Origin of the sequence: Nocardioides marmoribigeumensis (genome assembly GCF_031458325.1) — a bacterium.
In the GTDB taxonomy this organism is placed as follows: domain Bacteria; phylum Actinomycetota; class Actinomycetes; order Propionibacteriales; family Nocardioidaceae; genus Marmoricola_A; species Marmoricola_A marmoribigeumensis.
Genome location: NZ_JAVDYG010000001.1, coordinates 1,514,944 through 1,534,185 on the forward strand (window position 1 = coordinate 1,514,944; position 19,242 = coordinate 1,534,185).

21 protein-coding genes and 1 tRNA gene are annotated in these 19,242 nt (G+C 74.4%); 10 read left to right on the top strand and 12 right to left on the bottom strand.

All coding sequences use genetic code 11. The features are described from left to right. Positions 1 to 93: 93 nt before the first annotated feature. A complete protein-coding gene (locus J2S63_RS07170; protein WP_310300512.1) occupies positions 94 to 2,073 on the top strand; it encodes a S8 family serine peptidase in 1,980 nt (659 codons plus the stop codon). On the opposite strand, the gene J2S63_RS07175 is transcribed toward J2S63_RS07170, so the two are convergent. Beyond that, positions 2,063 to 3,706, bottom strand: a complete 1,644-nt coding sequence (locus tag J2S63_RS07175) for a sensor histidine kinase (protein ID WP_310300515.1) — start codon at positions 3,704 to 3,706, stop codon at positions 2,063 to 2,065. The genes J2S63_RS07170 and J2S63_RS07175 overlap by 11 nt on opposite strands. Positions 3,707 to 3,716: 10 nt before the next feature. Further along, complete coding sequence (locus J2S63_RS07180) at positions 3,717 to 4,085, bottom strand: hypothetical protein (RefSeq protein ID WP_310300518.1); 369 nt, start codon at positions 4,083 to 4,085, stop codon at positions 3,717 to 3,719. A gap of 152 nt (positions 4,086 to 4,237) precedes the next feature. Here J2S63_RS07180 and J2S63_RS07185 point away from each other — a divergent pair, with 152 nt between their 5' ends. Beyond that, positions 4,238 to 4,663 (top strand): pyridoxamine 5'-phosphate oxidase family protein, encoded by a 426-nt coding sequence (locus tag J2S63_RS07185; protein ID WP_310300521.1) that lies wholly within the window; start codon positions 4,238 to 4,240, stop codon positions 4,661 to 4,663. Continuing rightward, entirely contained in the window at positions 4,660 to 5,697 is a 1,038-nt protein-coding gene (locus J2S63_RS07190; RefSeq protein WP_310300524.1) for a sensor histidine kinase, read from the top strand. The genes J2S63_RS07185 and J2S63_RS07190 overlap by 4 nt, the downstream gene beginning before the upstream one ends. Here J2S63_RS07190 and J2S63_RS07195 read toward each other — a convergent pair. The 4 genes from J2S63_RS07195 to J2S63_RS07210 form a co-directional block, all read right to left on the bottom strand. Then, a complete protein-coding gene (locus J2S63_RS07195) occupies positions 5,666 to 6,325 on the bottom strand; it encodes a response regulator (RefSeq protein WP_310300527.1) in 660 nt (219 codons plus the stop codon). The genes J2S63_RS07190 and J2S63_RS07195 overlap by 32 nt on opposite strands. Positions 6,326 to 6,352: 27 nt before the next feature. Continuing rightward, positions 6,353 to 6,805: a hypothetical protein gene (locus tag J2S63_RS07200; RefSeq protein WP_310300530.1), complete on the bottom strand. Its 453-nt coding sequence runs from the start codon at positions 6,803 to 6,805 to the stop codon at positions 6,353 to 6,355. Positions 6,806 to 7,051: 246 nt separating this feature from the next. Further along, positions 7,052 to 7,609, bottom strand: coding sequence for a universal stress protein (locus tag J2S63_RS07205; protein ID WP_374725108.1), 558 nt, complete (start codon positions 7,607 to 7,609; stop codon positions 7,052 to 7,054). After that, the gene (locus J2S63_RS07210; protein ID WP_310300532.1) at positions 7,519 to 7,809 is read right to left on the bottom strand and encodes a universal stress protein; all 291 of its coding nucleotides are present in this window, start codon (positions 7,807 to 7,809) and stop codon (positions 7,519 to 7,521) included. The genes J2S63_RS07205 and J2S63_RS07210 overlap by 91 nt, the downstream gene beginning before the upstream one ends. Positions 7,810 to 7,947: 138 nt before the next feature. Here J2S63_RS07210 and J2S63_RS07215 point away from each other — a divergent pair, with 138 nt between their 5' ends. Continuing rightward, positions 7,948 to 8,670: a VOC family protein gene (locus J2S63_RS07215; protein WP_310300535.1), complete on the top strand. Its 723-nt coding sequence runs from the start codon at positions 7,948 to 7,950 to the stop codon at positions 8,668 to 8,670. Between the two features lie 9 nt (positions 8,671 to 8,679). Here J2S63_RS07215 and J2S63_RS07220 read toward each other — a convergent pair whose 3' ends face one another. Together J2S63_RS07220 and J2S63_RS07225 are read right to left on the bottom strand one after the other, a co-directional pair. Beyond that, positions 8,680 to 9,288, bottom strand: a complete 609-nt coding sequence (locus J2S63_RS07220) for a universal stress protein (protein WP_310300539.1) — start codon at positions 9,286 to 9,288, stop codon at positions 8,680 to 8,682. A 120-nt stretch (positions 9,289 to 9,408) separates the two neighbouring features. Further along, positions 9,409 to 10,437, bottom strand: coding sequence for a zinc-dependent alcohol dehydrogenase family protein (locus tag J2S63_RS07225; protein ID WP_310300542.1), 1,029 nt, complete (start codon positions 10,435 to 10,437; stop codon positions 9,409 to 9,411). Positions 10,438 to 10,582: 145 nt separating this feature from the next. Between J2S63_RS07225 and J2S63_RS07230 the strand changes: the two genes are divergently transcribed. Further along, positions 10,583 to 11,149, top strand: coding sequence for a hypothetical protein (locus tag J2S63_RS07230; protein WP_310300545.1), 567 nt, complete (start codon positions 10,583 to 10,585; stop codon positions 11,147 to 11,149). 7 nt (positions 11,150 to 11,156) lie between these two features. Here J2S63_RS07230 and J2S63_RS07235 read toward each other — a convergent pair whose 3' ends face one another. The 3 genes from J2S63_RS07235 to J2S63_RS07245 are packed head-to-tail and all read right to left on the bottom strand — an operon-like array spanning position 11,157 to position 14,598. Next, positions 11,157 to 12,398, bottom strand: a complete 1,242-nt coding sequence (locus tag J2S63_RS07235; RefSeq protein WP_310300548.1) for an MFS transporter — start codon at positions 12,396 to 12,398, stop codon at positions 11,157 to 11,159. Then, entirely contained in the window at positions 12,395 to 13,207 is an 813-nt protein-coding gene (locus J2S63_RS07240; protein ID WP_310300550.1) for a sulfite exporter TauE/SafE family protein, read from the bottom strand. Before J2S63_RS07240 ends, J2S63_RS07235 begins: the two co-directional genes overlap by 4 nt. Continuing rightward, positions 13,207 to 14,598 (bottom strand): MBL fold metallo-hydrolase, encoded by a 1,392-nt coding sequence (locus tag J2S63_RS07245; RefSeq protein ID WP_310300553.1) that lies wholly within the window; start codon positions 14,596 to 14,598, stop codon positions 13,207 to 13,209. Before J2S63_RS07245 ends, J2S63_RS07240 begins: the two co-directional genes overlap by 1 nt. 109 nt (positions 14,599 to 14,707) lie before the next feature. Between J2S63_RS07245 and J2S63_RS07250 the strand changes: the two genes are divergently transcribed. From J2S63_RS07250 to J2S63_RS07260, 3 genes are read left to right on the top strand one after another with little or no spacing between them, the layout of a single operon-like run. Then, positions 14,708 to 14,881, top strand: a complete 174-nt coding sequence (locus J2S63_RS07250; RefSeq protein ID WP_310300557.1) for a DUF8730 family Cys-rich protein — start codon at positions 14,708 to 14,710, stop codon at positions 14,879 to 14,881. Positions 14,882 to 14,885: 4 nt separating this feature from the next. Continuing rightward, a complete protein-coding gene (locus J2S63_RS07255) occupies positions 14,886 to 15,155 on the top strand; it encodes a metal-sensitive transcriptional regulator (RefSeq protein WP_310300561.1) in 270 nt (89 codons plus the stop codon). An 18-nt stretch (positions 15,156 to 15,173) separates the two neighbouring features. Beyond that, positions 15,174 to 16,901, top strand: coding sequence for a glycoside hydrolase family 13 protein (locus tag J2S63_RS07260; RefSeq protein WP_310300564.1), 1,728 nt, complete (start codon positions 15,174 to 15,176; stop codon positions 16,899 to 16,901). Positions 16,902 to 16,944: 43 nt separating this feature from the next. Here the strand turns inward: J2S63_RS07260 and J2S63_RS07265 are convergent. Then, positions 16,945 to 17,025: transfer RNA gene (locus J2S63_RS07265), tRNA-Tyr, on the bottom strand. A gap of 90 nt (positions 17,026 to 17,115) precedes the next feature. Here J2S63_RS07265 and J2S63_RS07270 point away from each other — a divergent pair. Then, complete coding sequence (locus J2S63_RS07270) at positions 17,116 to 17,604, top strand: YajQ family cyclic di-GMP-binding protein (RefSeq protein ID WP_310300567.1); 489 nt, start codon at positions 17,116 to 17,118, stop codon at positions 17,602 to 17,604. A 54-nt stretch (positions 17,605 to 17,658) separates the two neighbouring features. Continuing rightward, positions 17,659 to 19,110 carry an HNH endonuclease gene (locus tag J2S63_RS07275; protein WP_310300570.1) on the top strand — a complete coding sequence of 484 codons (1,452 nt, stop codon included), beginning with the start codon at positions 17,659 to 17,661 and terminating at the stop codon, positions 19,108 to 19,110. Positions 19,111 to 19,242: the final 132 nt, after the last annotated feature.

Genomic DNA, 19,242 nt, shown 5'->3' on the forward strand with positions numbered 1-19,242 from the left:
GAACCTGTTCCAGTGCCGGCCGGGGACCTCGGCCCCTGGGAGCGGCGCCGGGCCGGTCCTACGGTCGAAGGGCTCGACCACCTGGGAGGTCCCATGCACGTCCGTCTCGCCGCCCTCGCCCTCTGCCTCGGCGCCGCCGCCCTCCCGGCCGGGTGGGCCGCCGCCGGCCCCGACCCGGGTGCGGCCGCGCACGGCGCCCCCGGGGACCGCGACCACGACCACGTCTCGGACGACCTCCAGGGCCGGCTCGCGCGGGCCGCCGCCGGCGACCGGCTCGACCTCATCGTGACCGGCCTGGGCGCGGCCCGGGCCCAGCGGGCCGTCGGCCGGGTGGACCGGGTGCGGCCCCTCCCGATCGTCGGCGGGTTCGCCGCACGGATGACCGCCGGCCAGGCGCGCGCGCTCGCCCGCACCCCCGGCGTACGACGGGTGGAGGCCGACGGCGTGATGCACGCGCTGGACGACGGCACCGACCGCGACTTCGGGGCGTCCCTCGCCCGCAGCGACACCCCGGGCCTCGACGGCAGCGGCGTCCGGCTCTGCGTCGTTGACACCGGCATCGACCCCCAGCACGAGCAGGTCGCGCCGCGCACGGTGACCTTCAAGGACTTCGTCGGCACCCGCACCTCGGCGTACGACGACCACGGGCACGGCACCCACGTCGCCGGCATCGCCGCGGGCGACGGGGTGGGTGGCGCTGGCGCGGCGACGTTCCGCGGGGTGGCGCCGGGCGCGACGCTCTACGCCGCCAAGGTGCTCGACTCCTCCGGGTCGGGCAGCGACAGCCAGGTGATCGCCGGCATCCAGTGGTGCGTCGCGCAGGGCGTCGACGTGATCACGATGTCGCTCGGCGACACCGCCGGCGGGGACGGCACCGACGCGAGCAGCGTCGCGGTCGACAACGCCGTGGCGGCGGGCGTCGTCGTGGTCGTCGCGGCCGGCAACAGCGGCGACGCACCGCGGACGATCAACTACCCCGGCACCGCCCGCGGGGCGATCACCGTCGGCGCGGTGTCCGACTGGTCCTCGCCCCCAGGCACGGCCCGCCACGACGACGGCACGTGGCTCGCCGCCTTCTCCAGCCGCGGCCCGACCACCGACGGGCGCCACAAGCCCGACCTCGCCGGACCCGGGGTGACGGTGACCTCGGCGGCCGCCGGCACCGTGTCGTCGTACTCCACCAAGAGCGGGACCTCCATGGCCACGCCGTACGTCGCCGGCGCGGTCGTGCTGGGGCTGCAGGCCGTCCCGGCAGCGACACCGGCGCAGGTGCGGACGGCGCTGGAGTCCAGCGCCCTCGACGTCGGCGTGCCGGGCAAGGACGACGAGTGGGGTGCCGGGCTGGTCGACGTGCGGGCCTTCGTCGGCACCCTGCGCGGCGACGCCACCGTGCTGCGCACGCCGATGCCGGCCCAGCAGCACGTTGCGACCACCATCCCCACCAACGGCTCGGTCTCGGTGCCGGTCGTCGTGCCCACCGACGGTGTCGGGGTGCCGATCGGGGTGACCATGACCAGCTCCGGCTCGCTGGTGTGCGACCCACTGTTCGGCTGCGCGATCACGTCCTGGTCGCCGGACAACAATCTCGAGCTGCGCTCGCCCGCCGGCACGGTCGTGGCCCGCTCGACGTGCACGTCGAGCGGCCTCTCCTGCGCCACCGGCCGGCAGGAGACGATCGGCTGGACGCCGACCGCCGCGGGGACCTACACGCTGCGCGCCTACGGCAAGGGCGGCGCGGTCACCCTCGACGTCTCCCAGGGCCCGGTGGGCAGCACGGTCTCGCCACCCCCGCCGTCGACCAACCAGCCGCCGGTCGCGGTGGCCGGTCCCGACCGTTCCTACAAGCGGGCCAAGCGGACCAACCAGGCCACCTTCACCCTCGACGGCTCCCTCTCCTCCGACCCCGAGGGCAAGCCGCTCACCTACTCGTGGAAGCTGGGCAGCACGGTGGTCGGGTCCACTGCGCAGGTCACGCTGAGCCGGCCGGTGGGGACCTACACCTATACGCTCACCGTGCAGGACGTCGGCGGGCTGACCAGCAGCGACAGCGTCACGATCACCGTCACCCGCTGACCTCGACCGGCACCTGCCAGCGCACCACCGTGCCGACCCCCGGGCGCAGCTCCTCGACCACGAAGGTGCCGCCCCGGCGCTCGGCGCGCTGACGGAGGTTGTCCAGGCCGCTGCGACGCGTCACCGTGCCGATGCCGCGACCGTCGTCGGCGACGCGCAGCTCCAGCAGCGTGCTGGTGACGGTCAGCCCGACCTCCACCTCGTGGGCGTCGGCGTGGCGGCTGATGTTGGTCAGGGCCTCGCGTACGACGGCCAGCACGTCCCCGGCCAGCGCGGCGTCGACGACCGTGTCGACGGGACCCGAGAAGCGCACGACGGGCTCGGACGGGAGGCCGGCCGCGACGTCGGAGACGACCTCGAGCACGGCCGCACGGATGCCGAGCCCCTGGGGGCCGAGGTGGTCGCGCAGCTGGAAGATCGAGGCGCGGATCTGCTTGATCGCGGTGTCGAGGCTGTCGACGACCTGGTCGACGCGGCGGGCCGCGGGCCGGTCCCCGAGCCCCAGCCCGATGCCCTGCAAGGACATCCCGGCCGCGAAGAGCTGCTGGATGACGTGGTCGTGCAGGTCGCGCGCGATGCGGTCACGCTCCTCGAAGATCGCCATCCGCTGCGCCGCACGGCGGGCGTCGGCGAGCTCGAGCGCGAGGGCGGCGTGGTTGGCGAACGTGGTCGCGGTCTCGAGGTCGGCGGCCCGGAAGCGGGGCCGGTCGGCCAGCCGCGCGACGACGAGCGTCCCGCGGGCGTCGTCGCGACCGGACAGCGGGAGCACCATCACCGGCCCCGCGGGGATGAAGCCGCGCAGGAACACCCGGCCCTTCTCCGCGTCCTCGGCGCCGCTGACCAACTCGGGCTCGCCGGTCCGCAGCACCCGCTCGGTGATCGTGCCCTCGATCTCGTAGCTGGAGCCCATGAGCAGGTCGGCCTCCAGGCCCACCGCGATCGGCACGCTCAGGCGCCGCCCGTCGGCGGTCGGCAGCACGACGGTCACCGCGTCGGCCTCGGCCAGCCGGTGCACGGTCTCCGCGACGACGGCGAGCGCCTCCTCGGCGGGCGAGGACAGGATGAGCACGGTCGTGCTGGTCGAGGCCGCGAGCCACTCCTGGCGCCGCCGGGCGTCGTCGAACAGCCGGGCGTTCTCGATCGCGACCGCGGCGGTCGCGGCCAGGGCACGGGCCAGCTCGACGTCCTCCTCGGTGAACGAGCCGGTGCGCCGCTCGGTGAGGTAGAGGTTGCCGAACACCTCCCCGCGCACCGAGATCGGGACGCCGAGGAAGCTGTGCATCGGCGGGTGGTGCTCCGGGAAGCCGACCGAGCGGGTGTCGTCGCCGAGCTCCTCCAGCCGGATCGGGCGCGGGTCGTGGATCAGCGCACCCAGCACGCCCTTGCCGGCGGGCAGGTCGCCGATCCGGCGGGCCTCGGGCTCGTCGATGCCGACGTGGATGAACTGCTCGAGGGCCAGGCCCTCGGGGTCGAGCACGCCGAGGGCGCCGTACCTCGCCTGGAGGAGCTCGCAGGCCGCCTCGACGATCCTGCGGAGGACCACCTCGAGGGCGAGGTCGCCCACGATCTCCTGCGAGGCGCGCAGCAGGCCGCGCAGCCGTTCCCCGGCCTCTGGCCCCGCGCTGCCCTCCACGGCTGGGAGGCTACTCCGCGGGGGTCAGACGGAAGACGCGTCGGCGCAGCATCGCCGCGACGTCGGCGGTCGCCGTGCGGGCCTGCGTCTCGACCGGGAAGCCCGAGCCCAGCGGGGAGGCGCCGGGCTGGGCGGTCGTCCACGGCAGGTCGACCGCCGCAGCGGCACCGACCACGTGCACGTCGTCGTACGTCGTGCTGCGGAAGGTCTCCCCGACCGGCACGAGACCTCGCGCGTCGGCCAGGCCGGGGGTCTCGGCGACCACGTCCTGCCCGCGGGTGGGGGGTACGACCAGGGACCAGGCGGACGGCACCTCGGTCCCGCTCGCCAGCACCAGCCGGTCCTGCTCGACGGCCTGCAGGCGCGCCAGGGTGAGCACCTCGATCCCCGCCTGGCGCGGGGCGCTGCGATGAGGGCCGGTCGGGCACCACCTGGGGCCGGTCGGCAGGTGATCCGCGGCCCCGCGCGGCGCGACGATCGTGCTGGACCGGTGCAGCGTGGCGCCGGGCGGGCGACCAAGGAGGTGCCGTCATGGCGATGGCCTACGAGCTCGGGTACGACGAGTGCCTGACACTGCTGAGCAGCCGGAGGACGGGCCGCGTCGCGGTCGGGGCTCCCGACGGGCCCCACATCGTGCCGGTGAACTACACCGTGCACGAGGGCACCATCTACATCCGCACCACGCCCTACAGCGTGCTCGGCACCTACGGCCGCAACACGCAGGTCGCCTTCGAGGTCGACCAGGTCGACGACGAGGAACGGGTCGGGTGGAGCGTGGTGGCCCGCGGCCGGTGCAACGCGGTCCTCGACCCCTCCGAGATCCGCCGGATCAACCTCCACGCCGGGCCGCAGCCCTGGGCGGCGGGTCACCGCACCCTGCTGCTCGCCCTGCAGTGGCGCGAGCTCACCGGACGCCGGCTGGCCCACGACCCCGCCGAGCTCGCGGCACGACCGTGACCCCGTCGGCGGAGGCGCCGGAGCGTCCGCTGCGGTCGCTGCTCCAGGCGGTCAACGCTGTGGCGGGGCAGGCCGAGCTGGAGGGGGTGCTGGAGACCGTGGTGCAGCAGGCGACCGAGCTGACCGGGGCCCGCTTCGCCGCGCTCGGGGTCCTCAGCGGGGACGGGGAGGTGCTCCGCTTCGTCACGGCCGGGCCACAGCACCGGGCCTGGGACCGCATCGGCGACCCCCCGCCCGGTCACGACCTGCTCGTGGTGCCGGTCCGGTGCCAGGGCCGCGACTTCGGCCTGCTCTACCTGACCGGCCGGTCCCTGACCGAGGAGGACGGGTCGCTCGTGCACGGGCTGGCCGACGCCGCGGGCCTGATGATCGGCCACCTCCGCGCCTACTCCGTCAGCGAGCGTCGCCGTCGCTGGCTCGAGGCCGCCGACGACGTCTGCCACCTCCTGGCCGACCCGGTGCCGGTGTCACGCGCCCTCGAGCAGGTCGCCCGCCGGGCGCGGTCGGCTGCCGGTGCCCGCGCGGCCGCGGTCGTCGCGCTCCCGGCCGACGGCTCCCCCGTCGTCCGGACGTACGACGGCCCGCCGGGCCTGGTCGCCGACGCGGACCTGGTCAGGGCGGCGCTCGGGCCGGGCGACCGTGAGGTGGTCGGCGTCGGTCTCGAGGCCCGGCTGGACGAGCCGGTCGCCCTGGTGCTGGTCCTGGCACCCGGTGACGACACCGAGCTCGAGCGGGACCTGCTCGCGGCCTTCGCCGACCGGGCCGGGCTGGCGCTCGACCGGGCGCGGGCGGGCCGGGACCGTGAGGAGCTGGCGGTGGTGAGCGAGCGCGAGCGGATCGCGCGCGAGCTGCACGACACCGTCATCCAGTGGCTCTTCGCCGCGGGACTGCAGCTGCAGACGCTGCGCGAGGCGCCGCCCGACCTGGTCCAGGAGGGGGTGGACGTCGCGGTCGAGGCCCTCGACGCGGTGATCCGCGAGATCCGGGGGACGGTGCTCGAGCTCAGCCCGCGTCGAGCAGCTTGGCCGCGATGACGGCCGCCTGCGTGCGGCGCTCGACCCCGAGCTTGGCGAGCACGGTCGAGACGTAGTTCTTGACCGTCTTCTCGGCGAGGAACATGCGCTCGCCGATCTCCTTGTTGGTCAGCCCCTCGGCGATGTACTCCAGCAGCGTGAGCTCCTGCTCGGTCAGCTGCGCGAGCTCGGGCGCGGTGGTCGTGGGGTTGCGCACCCGCTCGAGCACCCGGCGGGTCAGGGCGGGGTCGATCAGCGACTCCCCGGTGGCGACGTGGCGGATCGCGGTGAGCAGGTCGGAGCTCTTGATCTCCTTGAGGACGTAGCCGCTGGCGCCGGCCATGATCGCGGAGAACAGCGCCTCGTCGTCGTCGTAGGAGGTGAGGATCAGCGCGTTGATCGACGGGTCGATCGACCGCACCGAGCGGCACACCTCGATGCCGGACCCGTCGGGCAGGCGAGCGTCGAGGACGGCCACGTGCGGGCGCAGCGCGGGGATGCGGGCAGCCGCCTCCACCGCGGAGCCGGACTCCCCCACGATCTCGATGTCACCGGCGGCCTCGAGGAACGTGCGCACCCCCTGGCGGACGATCTCGTGGTCGTCGAGGAGGTAGACGCGGATGCTCTGCTCAGCAGGTTGACCAGCCATGGCCCCAGCCTGCCACCACCGGCCCTCTCAACCCACCCTCTGGGCGGTCGTCTCGCGGCTCACCTGCCCGACCGGCGCCGACCAGGAGACGCGCACGCCGCCCAAGGGACCCGGCACGACGTCGCACCGGCGTCGCCCGGCCCCGGTCGACCACACCCGGTCGACCTGGGGGGCGCGTGCTGCGCAGCCTGCCGCGCAGGCGTCGTCGGCCACCGTGGCCCGCAGTTCGTCGCCGTCGAGGGCCAGGGCCACCACGACCGCCGCGTCGTCGTGGTGGTGGTCGGCGTGATCGAGCAGCAGCGAGACCACCGTCGCGACTTCGAGCGCCGCGTCCACCGGCACCCGCTCCAGGTCGTCCCCGAGCCGGAGGAGGACCCGGCGTCGCGCGTCGACGGTCGCCTCGCGGACGAGGGCGGCCAGCGCCGGCTCAGCCGGGCGCGGGGTGCGTTGACGGGGGAGGCGAGGGGCCGGCCGGGTCATTCGGACTCCGAGGGGTGGGGCGGTCGCTGCAGCGGGAGGGTCGGGGCCGCGGACCTGCCCGGGCGCGCCTGGTCGCCCAGGTGTTGTAGGGCGAGGAGCGCCCGGGCCATGACGAGGTCCACCGGACCGGCGACGACCGCGGCCCGGGGCGGAGGCGCCGCGCTCACGACGCACCGCCCACGTCGGTCCTGCACGTCACGACCGACGAGCCGCCCTGCCTGGTCCAGCGTCACCGGGACGTTCACCTCAGCGCACGATCGCGACGGGACAGGGCGCGTGGTGCAGCACCTGCTGGCCGACCGAGGCCAGCAGCGGCCGCGAGAACGGGTGTCGGCCCCGGGCACCGAGCACCAGCAGCGCGCAGTCCGCACCGGCGGCGACGAGCGCAGGAGCCGGTCGACCGGCGACGACGCCGACGGTGAGCCGGACGTCGGGGTGGGCTCGCCGCGCGGCGTCCACGACGTCGTGGAGGGCCCGCGGGAGAAGGCGGTCGTCGGCCTCTGCGGCCGGCTCCGCACCGAAGGGATCGGGCGCGTGCACCACGTGCAGCGCGTGCACCGGAGCGCCGGTGAGCTCCGCCCGTCGCTGGGCGAGCTCCAGCGCCGGCACGCCGCTCGGGCAGACGTCGAGCCCCACCACGATCCGGTCGGACTCCGACGAGGTCGGGCGTACGACGACCAGGGGCCCGGTCTGGTGGACGGCGAGGTAGCGGCTCACGGAGCCGACCAGGGCGCCGCCGACGGGCCCGTGCCCCACGGCACCCACCACCACGACGGCGGCGTCCGAGCCTGCCCGGGCGAGCACGGGACGACGTCCTGCATCGCCTTCCAGGACCGGGTGCCGTCAGCTCCCCACCCCTCGGACGCCGGCGGCACCGGCGCCACCACCAGCACCTGGACCGGGTCGTGGCCCAGGGCTGCGGTCTCCGCGGCCCACTCCAGGGCCTTCTCGGCGAGCTGCGACCCGTCGTAGCCCACCACGATCGTGCGGGGGTCGGTGCTCATGACGTTCCCTTCGGCGCGGGTCGTGGACGTCCCCCCAGTCGATGGAAGCGCCGACCCGCGGGGACTCCACGGGGCCGGTCGGGCCCTCGCGGCGCCCCGAAGGTCACCTCGTCGGCAGGCCTTTCCTACGGTGGAGGCATGCAGCTGGAGAACCTCGTCGTCGACGCCCTCGACCCCCGCCTGCTGGGACCGTTCTGGGAGGCAGCGGTCGGCGGCGAGCAGCTGACCGACGAGCCGGGGATCTACGAGACCCGGATGCGCGTCGAGGACGGCCCCTGGCTCGACCTGTGCTTCCAGCAGGTCCCCGAGCCGCCGTCGGTGGCGCCGCGGCTCCACCTCGACCTGCTCGGCGGCGAGCGGCAGTCGGAGGTCGTCGAGCGCCTCCTCGGGCTCGGTGCCCGCCGGCTCGACATCGGCCAAAGCGACGTGCCGTGGGTGGTCCTCGCCGACCCCGAGGGCAACGCGCTGTGCGTGATGGAGGAGCGGGAGGAGTACGCCGGCACCGGCCCGGTCGCCGCGCTGCCGCTGAGCTCCGCGGACCCCGAGCGGGACGGGGACTTCTGGGCTTGGCTGACCGGTTGGGTCGACGGTGACGGGTGTGCCCCGCGCGCCCTGCGGCACCCGTCGGGCCGCGGCCCGTGGCTCGAGCTGCTGCCCGAGTCCGCGCCCAAGGGGACGGCGAAGAACCGGCTGCACCTCGACGTACGCCTCGATGACGGGGAGGACGCCGACGAGACCGAGGCGGGCATCGTCGCGCGCGGCGGGACGCGGCTGCGTCCCGGCTGGGGCGAGCTGCCGTGGCGGTCCTACCTCGACCCGTCCGGCAACGAGCTCTGCGTGCTCCCGCCGGCCGGCAGGTGAGGCTGACCCTCAACGAGCGCCGCCGGCCTCCGGCACGACCGCGACGGTGCCCCTGGCCCGCTCGAGCACGGCGGTGGAGATCGAGGAGCCGAGGAGGCGGGCCACGGACGTGGCCGGGTGGCGACCCACGACCACCAGCTTCCAGGTCCCGCTGCGCGGGGCCAGCACCTCCTCGACGAAGCCGTGCTTGAGGACGACGTCCACCTCGACGTCGGGGTAGCGCTCCGCCAGGCCGGCCACCGAGGTGGCGACCAGCACACGGAGGTTCTCGAGGACGGCGCCGACGGGGTCGTGACCGAGGACCCGCTCGTAGGCGGCGAGCGCCGCGCGACCGCGGGAGCCGACGACGACCATGTGGGCGCTCTCGGAGGCGTCGGTGAGCACCCCGCGCGGGTCCCCGTCCGCCGGCCACGGCTGGGCGTCCAGCAGGGGATGTTGCTCCCGGGCAGCCCGGACGCCGAGGTCGGCCAGGCTCACCGCGTCCTGCCCGACGCACAGCACGGTCAGCGTGCGGTGCTGCCGCCAGGCCTGCTGTGCCGCCCACTCCAGCGCCCGTGCCGCGTGCGCCGAGCCGTCGACGCCGACCACGATCGTGCCCGCCGGGTCCACGCTCCTCATCGGACCACTCCTCCCGGGACCACGCTTTCCCACCTCCAGTGACCCACGTGCGCGTCGTCCTCGCACGGGCCGACCCTCCTCGGCGTGAGGGCCGAGAGGCCTTGGCCGGGGGCTCGCGCGTCACAGCACCAGCACCGCCGCTCCGGTCACGCGGTCGGCGGCGAGGTCCTCCAGCGCGTCGTCGGCGCGGTCGAACGGGTAGGCCGTGACCGTCGGACGGACGGCCAGCCGGTCCGCGAGGTCCAGCAGGTGGCGACCGTCGGCGCGGGTGTTGGCCGTGACGCTCGTGAGCGTCCGCTCCCGGAAGAGGTGGCGCTGGTAGGACATCGGGGGCAGGTCGGTGAGGTGGATGCCGGCGACGGCGAGCGTGCCTCCTTGGTCGAGTGCCTCGAGCGCGACGGGGACCAGCTCGCCCACCGGGGCGAACTGGATCGCGGAGTCCAGCAGGACCGGCGGTGGGTCCGCTGCCCCGGCCGCCGACGCGGCGCCGAGCGAGCGGGCGAGCTCCTGCGCCCGGGGGTCGCGCGTCATCACGTGGACCTCGGCACCCTGCGCGATCGCGATCTGGGCCGTGAGGTGGGCGCTCGCGCCGAAGCCGTAGATCCCGAGCCGGCCGCCCGCGGGCACCCGGGCGCGCGCGAGGGCACGGAAGCCGATGATGCCGGAGCACAGCAGAGGGGCGGCCGAGACGTCGTCGAAGGCGTCGGGGAGGCGGTAGGCGAAGCGCTCGTCGACGACGGCGTGCTCGGCGAACCCGCCGTCGGCGTCCCAGCCGGTGAACCTCGCGGCCGGGCACAGGTTCTCGGCCTCGGCCAGGCACCACCGGCACGCGCCGCAGGTGTGCCGCAGCCAGGCGATGCCGACCCGGTCCCCCAGCGCGAGGAGGCCGGCCCCGTCCCCCAGCGCCACGACCTCCCCCACGACCTCGTGACCGGGCACGCAGCTGGGCCGGTGCGGAGCCAGGTCGTGGTCGGCGAGGTGCAGGTCGGTCCGGCAGACCCCACAGGCCCGGACCCGCACGAGCACCTCGGTGGGGCCGGGCCGCGGGACGGGGCGCTCCCCGAGGACCAGGCGGGGACCGTCTCCCGCGTTCGCGGGGACGCTCCACGCCGGCATCGTCCGTGGCAGGTCACGCGTGCTCGTCCTCATCCTCCGAGGGAAGCGCGGTACGGCAGGGGACGACAGGTCCGAGCGGCCCGGCCCCGAGGGCCGGGCGGCCCTGTCGCTCGGCCGCAGCGCGCACGGATCCTGGAGGCGTCGGGCAACGAGCCCGGCGCGGCTCAGGAGGTGGACCGTGGGGATGCGGCGGTGGTGGCAGGGATGGTCGGTCGCGCTCGCCGTGTCGGCGGTGCTCGTCTCGATCCTGCTGCACCTCGTCCCGGTGCTGCTGTTCGTCACCGCCGTGATGGTCTTCCTCGGCGGGCTCATCGCCTGGACCGTCGCCGACGGGCTGGGGCGCAACGCCCGTCACGCCTGCGAGCAGGGCCTGCTCTGGGGTGGCGTCGGCGGCGCCGCCGCGGCGGGCTGGGTCCCGCTGCTGCACTGGTGGGGTGTCCTGCTGGTGCTGACGGCCGTGCTCACCCAGCCCGACCTCGTGAGCGGCGTCCGAGGGATGGCCCGCCGGCGCCTGGCTCCCCCGGTGCCGCCGGAGCGGATGCCCGACGCCGAGCTGCGTCACCGCTGGCAGGAGACCACGTCCCGGGTGCGGCGGACCACCACGGTCTCCTCGCCCGTCGACGTCGCGCGGATGGTCGAGCTGCTCGAGGAGCGGGCCCGGATCCTCGACGAGGTGGAGTCCCGCGACCCGGCCGGCTTCGACCGCTGGATCAACGACGAGGCGGGCTGGGACCACTCCCGCTGAGCACCGCTCAGCAGCGGATCAGCGGGAGGGTCGGCCGCGTCTCCGGGAGGCGTACGGCGGCCAGGAGCCCGGACAGCGCGGTGAGGGCGCCGACCACCCCGATCGCGACGGGGACGCCGGCGAGGTCGGCGAGGAGGCCGCCGAGCAGCGCGCCCAGCGCGAAGCCGAGGTCGCGCCACAGCCGGTAGACCCCGACGGCCCGGGCCCGCCACGAGGGGGCCGCGACGTCGCCGACGACGGCCAGCAGCGTGGGGTAGACCATCGCGGTGCCGGCCCCGAGCAGGAGGCTGGCGAGCAGCCAGGCGACGAACCCGTCGCCCATCGCGATGCCGGCCAGCGCGACGGCTTGGAGCAGCATCCCGCCGACGACGAAGGGGCGCCGACCCCGCCGGTCGGACAGGGCGCCGGTGACCAGCTGGCCGAGGCCCCACACCGCGGGGTAGGCGGCGACCAGGAGCCCGGTCCGGCCCAGGCTCAGCCCCGCCGAGGTGAACAGCACCGGGAACAGCCCCCAGGCCAGGCCGTCGTTGAGGTTGTTGACCAGGCCCGCCTGGCTGGCCGAGGAGAGGGCGGGGTCGCGCAGGGTCGTGCGCAGCAGGACCTCGCGGCCGTCGAGGTGCGCGGTCGGCGGTGCGGCGGCCTGCTCGGCACGGGCGTGCCCGCGGGTCTCGCGCACGAGCAGCGCGGAGGCACCGAGCCCCAGCGCGGCGTACGCCAGGCCGACGAGGAACGGCACGGGCCGCAGGCCGTGCTCCTGCGCGAGCCAGCCGGTGAGCGAGGCGGTGACGGCGACGGCGGCATAGCCGGCGGCCTCGTTGAGGCCCATCGCCAAGCCACGGCGCGAGGGGCCGACGAGGTCGATCTTCATGATCACCGTGGTCGACCAGGTCAGGCCCTGGCTGATGCCGAGCAGGGCGTTGGCGACCAGCACCCACGTCCAGCTCGGGGCCCACAGCAGCAGCAGCAGCGGCACCGGCACGGCCACCACCCAGCCGGCGAGCAGGACGGGGCGGCGGCCGTGGCGGTCCGCCAGCGCGCCGGCGACGACGTTGGTGGCGGCCTTGGCGACGCCGAAGACGACGATGAACGACAGGGCGGCGCTGAAGCCGGTCAGCCCGAAGGTCTGCTCGGCGAGCAGCGGGACGACGGTCCGCTCCTGGCCGAGCATGCCGCCGACCAGCGCGTTGACCGCGACCAGGAGGGTGAACTGGGCGGCGTTCTCGCGGAGCCCGAGCCGGGGTGCGTTCACGAGACCAGCGCCGGCAGGGCCTCGACGGCGGTGAAGGCCGCGACCGCCAGGAGGAGGCCGAGGAAGGCCGACTGCAGACGGGCGGTGCTCACGCGGCCGGCGACGCGGGCGCCGATCCAGGCGCCGGCGACGGCGGCGACCGTGAGCAGGACGACCGGCCACCAGTCGGGCGCGGGCCCGGAGCCGGCGCGCACCGCGAGGGCGGTCGCGGAGGTGACGGTGATGACGACCAGCGACGTGCCGGCGGCCGGCTCGAGCGGCAGGCCGAGCGCGAGCACCAGCGCGGGGACGACGAGGAAGCCGCCGCCGACGCCGAGGAAGCCGGTGAGCGCACCGACGACCGTGGCGGTGATCAGCACCTTGAGGGCGCGCGGGCAGGCGCAGGCGAAGGTCGGCCGGAAGGTGAGGATGGGGTCGTCGATGCGGCTCGGGCCCGGCGACGGCGACCGGCGGCGACGGACGACCATCGCGGCGGCGACCACCAGCAGCAGCCCGGAGAACGCCGCCATGAGCACGTCGCCGGGGACGTGGGCGGCCGCTCGCGCGCCGAGCACGGCCCCCACGATCGCCGTGGCACCGAAGGCCAGGCCCCGCCCGACCAGCACGTGGCCGCGGCGGCGCGCGGTGACCGCCCCGATCAGCGAGGTGACCCCGACGACGACGAGCGACCCGGTCGTCGCCTGCCCCGGCGTCTGGTCGAGCAGGTAGACGAGCACCGGCACCGCGAGCACCGACCCGCCACCGCCGAGCGCCCCCAGGCTGAGCCCGAGGAGGAGCCCGGCCGCGACGGCGAGCAGGTGCAGCGCCATCAGCCGGCGCGGCGGACCAGGTCGAGCCCGACCGTGGCGGCGTTGTCGAAGGAGTCGTCGACCGCCACGACGCGGCGGCCGGCCGCGGCGACGAGCGACGCGGCGACCGAGGCGCGGTAGCCCCCGGCGCAGTGCACCCAGACCTCGGTCCCGGGGCCCCCCGGCACCTCGTCGAGGCGCTGCGGCAGCTCGTGCAGCGGCAGGTTGGTCGCGCCCTGCACGGCGGCCACGGCGTGCTCGTCGGTGCGACGCACGTCGAGCACGACGACCTTGCGGTGGTGCCGCACCTGGGCGAGGTCGGCGAAGCTCGCGATCGGGAACGACGCGACCTCGTGGCCCGTGCCCTCGACCCACTCCTGCGGAGTGCCGACGGCCGCCGCCTCGAGCCGGTCGACGCCGATGCGCACCAGCTCGCGCTGGGCCTCGGCGACCTGAGCCGCCGATTCGCCGAGCAGGATCAGGGGGGCGCCCCACTCCATCAGCCAGCCGAGGTAGGTCGCGAACGCGCCGTCGAGGCCGAAGTTGAGCGATCCCGGCACGTGGCCCGCGGCGAAGACCGTGCGGTTGCGCAGGTCGACGACCCACTCGCCTGCGTCGATGCGCTTGCGCAGCTCCTGCGGCTCGGCCTGGGCGGGCGGGCTCAGGTCGGGGGCGCTGGGCCCGCCGGCGTTGGCCGGCGCCATGTGGGCGTAGTACGCCGGGTAGGCGGTGAGCCCCTCGAGCAGCTCGCGGACGTAGGTCTCCTCGTCCTGGGTGAGCACCGGGTTGGACTGCTTCTCGCGGCCGATGGTCGAGGACGAGGCGTCGGACTGGGTGGCGGAGCAGAACGAGCCGAAGCCGTGGGTCGGGAAGACCTCGGCCGAGTCGGGCAGCACCTCCGCCAGCCGGTGCGCCGAGGCGTGCTGGTGGCGGACCAGGGCGTCGGTGTGCTCGGGCCCGAGCAGGTCGGGGCGACCGGTGGCGCCGTACAACAGCGACCCGCCGGAGAAGACCGCGACCTGCTCGCCGTCGCCGGCCTCGAGCGCGTAGGACAGGTGGGTGAACGTGTGGCCGGGAGTGGCCAGCGCGGTCACGCGCATCGACCCGACCTCGACGACCTCGCCGTCGCTGATCGGGGTGCGCTCGAAGGAGACCTCGTCGGCCCCGTTGACGACGTACGCCGCGCCCGTCGCCTGCGCCAGGGCGAGGCCGCCGGTGACGTAGTCGTTGTGGAGGTGGGTCTCGAAAACGTGGGTGAGCCGGACGCCCAGCTGCTCGAGGCGGTCCGTGACGCGGTCGATGTCGCGCTGCGGGTCGACCACGAAGGCCAGCTCGCCGTCGTGCACGAGGTAGCTGCGGTCCCCCAGGCTCGGCGTCTCGATCGTCTCGATCTGCACGGCGTGCTCGGTCATCGGGTCTCCTTCGCTCGGTTGGTGGACTGATACCCCCTGGGGTATTATCATCCTACAACACCAAACCCCCGGGGGTATGTCCCCCGGCCCGGACCACGAAGGAGCACCCATGTGCCGTCCCGTCACCTGCAAGACCTGTGGCAAGACCACCTGGGCCGGCTGCGGCCAGCACGTCGCCCAGGTCCGCTCGATCGTCCCCACCTCCGAGTGGTGCGGCGGGCACGCCAAGCAGAGCGACGCCACCAAGCCCACCGGCTTCGCGCGCTTCTTCGGCAGGCGGTGACGGCATGAAGCTCGACCCGTCGACGACGACGCCCGCGCTCAACCGGATCAAGCGGGCCCAGGGCCAGCTGGCCGGCGTCGTGCGCATGCTCGAGGAGGGCCGCGACTGCGAGGACGTCGTCACCCAGCTCGCCGCGGTCTCCAAGGCCCTCGACCGGGCCGGCTTCGCGATCGTGGCCAGCGGCATGCGTGAGTGCCTGGTCGCGGGCGCGGACGGCGAGACCGCCGACCTCGACGTACGCCGGATGGAGCGGCTCTTCCTCTCGCTGGCCTGAGGCGCCAGACTGGGGCCCATGGCCCCAGCGCGCACGTGGTTCCACTCCGCCGTCGTCTACCAGGTCTACCCGCGCAGCTTCCAGGACTCCGACGGCGACGGGGTCGGTGACCTGCGCGGCATCATCGACCGGCTCGACCACCTGGCCACGCTCGGCGTCGACGTGCTGTGGCTCTCGCCGATCTACCCCTCGCCGCAGGACGACAACGGCTACGACATCAGCGACTACCAGGACGTCGACCCGACGTTCGGGACTCTCGCCGACTTCGACGAGCTGGTCGAGCAGGCCCACGCCCGCGACCTCCGGATCGTGATGGACCTCGTGGTCAACCACACCTCCGACGAGCACCCGTGGTTCGTGGAGTCGCGCTCCTCGACCGACAACCCCAAGCGCGACTGGTACTGGTGGCGCCCGCCGCGCGAGGGCCACTCCCCCGGAGAGCCGGGCGCCGAGCCGACCAACTGGCACTCGTTCTTCAGCGGCTCCACCTGGGAGCTCGACGAGGCCTCCGGCGAGTACTACCTGCACCTGTTCTCCCGCAAGCAGCCGGACCTCAACTGGGAGAACCCCGAGGTGCGCGGGGCCGTCCACTCGATGATGCGCTGGTGGCTCGACCGCGGCGTCGACGGCTTCCGCATGGACGTGATCAACATGATCTCCAAGCACCTGCCGCTGCAGGACGGCGAGCAGATCGGGGACGGCCCGTGGGGCGACGGGTCGCCGCACTACATCTGCGGGCCGCGCATCCACGAGTTCCTGCAGGAGATGCACCGCGAGGTCTTCGAGGGCCGCGGCGACCGGCTGCTCACCGTCGGCGAGATGCCGGCGGTGACGGTCGAGGACGCCGTGCTGTTCACGGATCCCGCGCGTCACGAGGTCGACATGGTCTTCCAGTTCGAGCACGTCGGGCTCGACCACGGGGCCCACAAGTGGGACCACCGGCCGCTGCGCCTGGTCGACCTCAAGGAGTCGCTGGGCCGCTGGCAGGAGGGCCTCGCCGAGGCGGGCTGGAACAGCCTCTACTGGAACAACCACGACCAGCCGCGAGCCGTGTCCCGGTTCGGCGACGACGGTGAGTTCCGGGTCGAGTCGGCCAAGCTGCTGGCGACCGTGCTCCACCTGCACCGCGGGACGCCGTACGTCTACCAGGGCGAGGAGCTCGGCATGACCAACGTGCCGTTCGCCGACGCCTCGTCCTTCCGCGACATCGAGTCGGTCAACTACTTCCGCGACGCCACCGGACGTGGCCTGCTCGCCGAGGAGGTGCTCGACGCGCTGCGCATCGGCAGCCGCGACAACGCCCGCTCGCCGATGCAGTGGGACGCCTCCCCGCACGGCGGCTTCACCACCGGCGAGCCCTGGGCGCCCGTCCACCCCAACCACACGGAGGTCAACGCCGAGCAGGCGCTGGGCGACCCCGACTCGGTCTTCCACCACTACCGCCGGCTGGTCGAGCTGCGGCACACCGACCCGGTCGTCGCCGAGGGCGACTTCACGATGCTGCTGCCCGAGGACCCCGTGGTCTACGCGTTCACCCGCTCGCTGGAGGGGACGACGCTGCTCGTCGTCGCGAACTTCGGCGGGTCGGTCCACACCGTCGAGGGCCTGCCGGAGGAGTGGTCCTCGGCCGACCTGGTGCTGGGTTCCTACCCGGCCGGGTCGGAGGCGCCGGCAGCCGACGCGGGCCGGCTCGTGCTCCGGCCGTGGGAGGCACGGGTCCTGCGCGTCACCGGCCGGCGCCCCTGAGCACCAAGAAGCCCCCGACCTCGCGGAGATCGGGGGCTGCCTGTGGCAGGTGAAGGATTCGAACCTTCGAAGCTTTCGCGACGGATTTACAGTCCGCTCCCATTGGCCGCTCGGGCAACCTGCCGGGTGTCGGACCCGGCTTGAGACCGGGATCGACGACAAGGAAGGATAGCGCAGCACGCACTGCCGTCCGAATCCGGGAGGGACCGTCGCCATGGCCGACTCGTCGTTCGACATCGTCAGCAAGATCGACCGCCAGGAGGTCGACAACGCGCTGTCCCAGACCGCCCGGGAGATCTCCCAGCGCTACGACTTCAAGGGCACCGGGGCCGAGATCAAGTGGTCCGGCGAGGCCATCGAGATCGCCGCCAACGCCGACGACCGCGCGTCCGCGGTGCTCGACGTGTTCAAGGAGAAGCTGGTCAAGCGGCAGCAGTCGCTCAAGATCCTCGAGGCCTCCGAGCCGCGCCAGTCCGGGCGTGAGTCCAAGATCTCGGTCACGCTCAAGGAGGGCATCTCCCAGGAGCAGGCCAAGAAGATCGGCAAGCTCATCCGGGACGAGGGCCCCAAGAAGGTCAAGGTCCAGGTGCAGGGCGACGAGCTGCGCGTCTCGGCCCCCAGCCGCGACGCCCTGCAGGAGGTCATCGCCCTGGTCAAGGGGCAGGACTACGACTTCGCGGTGCAGTTCACCAACTACCGCTGAGCCCCGGCGGTCGACCCCGCCGGAAATGTCGGTGGGTCCTGGTGGGATGAGGTCATGACCGCAGCAGCCGCCACCGCCCTGGACCCCGAGTGGGTGCAGGCGTCGCTGGCGGCCGACGAGTCCGCGCGCGAGGGACGGTCCACGCTGCGGCGGGATCTGCTGGACCGGGTCGCCCAGCAGCACGCGACCATCCGTGCCGCCGAGGCCGACGAGCTGGTCACGGTCACCGAGTGGGCCGACCTGCACCGCGCCGACGCAGCTGACCACCTGCTGACCGTCGCCGCGGGGGTCGGCCCCCGACCGCGCCTCGCCGCCTGGGACACCTGCCCGGTCGACCTGTCCGGCATCCCGGTCGACGAGTACGCCCTGGCCGAGCTCGCCACCACCCTCCAGGTCTCCGACACCATGGCGCGGGAGCTGACCGAGGACGCCCTGGAGCTGCGCGAGCGCCTGCCGCGGACCTGGGGCCGGATCGTGGCCCTGCAGGTCCCGGTGTGGAAGGCCCGCATCCTGGCCCGCCGCACCCGGCAGCTGTCCCCTGAGGCAGCCGACTACCTCGACCGGCACCTCGCCGCGCACCTGCACAAGCTGTCGGCCGGCCGGATCAAGGCCGCCGCCGACGCCGCGGTGCTGCGCTTCGACCCCGACCGCGCCGCCGCCGACGCGGCGGAGGCCGGTGAACGACGCGGCGTGTGGTTCGACTTCGAGTCCGGTGAGGCTCTGGAGGGCGCGGCCGGCCCGGACGGCACCGGCCGGTTCAGCGGCGTGGCCGACCTGCCCGACGTGCTGGCCTTCAAGGACGCCCTGGAGGCCAAGGCGTCCGAGCTGGCGATCCTCGGCGACGAGTCGTCGGAGCAGGTCCGGATGTCCAAGGCGCTCGGGGTCCTCGCCGACCCGCAGCACGCCCTCGACCTCACCGCCACCGCCGCAGCCGTCGCGGAAGCCGACCCCGACAGCGATGGGCGTGACCGTCGCCCGGCCCGCCGGCGCACGCCCCTGGGGCTGGACCGCACCATCCACATCCACCTGCACACCGCCACCGAGACCGCCCGGATCCAGGCCTCGGGTCTCCCGGCTGCGGCGTCCCCGGTCAGCCGCGCCGCGGTCGAGCGGTGGATCGCCGAGCTCGCCCCCGGGGTGCGGGTCAAGGTCACCCCGCTGGTCAACCTCAACGACCACGACGCCGTCGACGAGCACGAAGCACCGGAGCACATCAAGGTCCGCGTCGACGAGCGTGACCACGTCTGCGTCTTCCCCTACTGCACCCGCCGCGTCCGAGCCGACCGCGACCACATCGAGCCCTACCTCGACCCCGACGAGGGCGGACCACCGGGCCAGACCTCCGACCTCAACCTCGCCAGGCTGTGCCGCTACCACCACCGCGTCAAGACACACGCGGGTTGGGCCTACCGGCGCCTCCCCTCCGAGCCCGGTGCCTACCAGTGGGTCTCGCCACTGGGCGACCACTTCCTCGTCGACGGCACCGGCACCACCCCCCTCACCTGACCCCGCTCGGTCGGGCGCACGGCCTCGCCCGTCTGGCCCTGCCTGCGTCCGCTTCCTGGACTGGCTGCCGAGCCACGGGGCTCGTGGGCTGCGTCGTCGGGCTCGAGGTCGCGCACTGAGCGCAGACCTCCA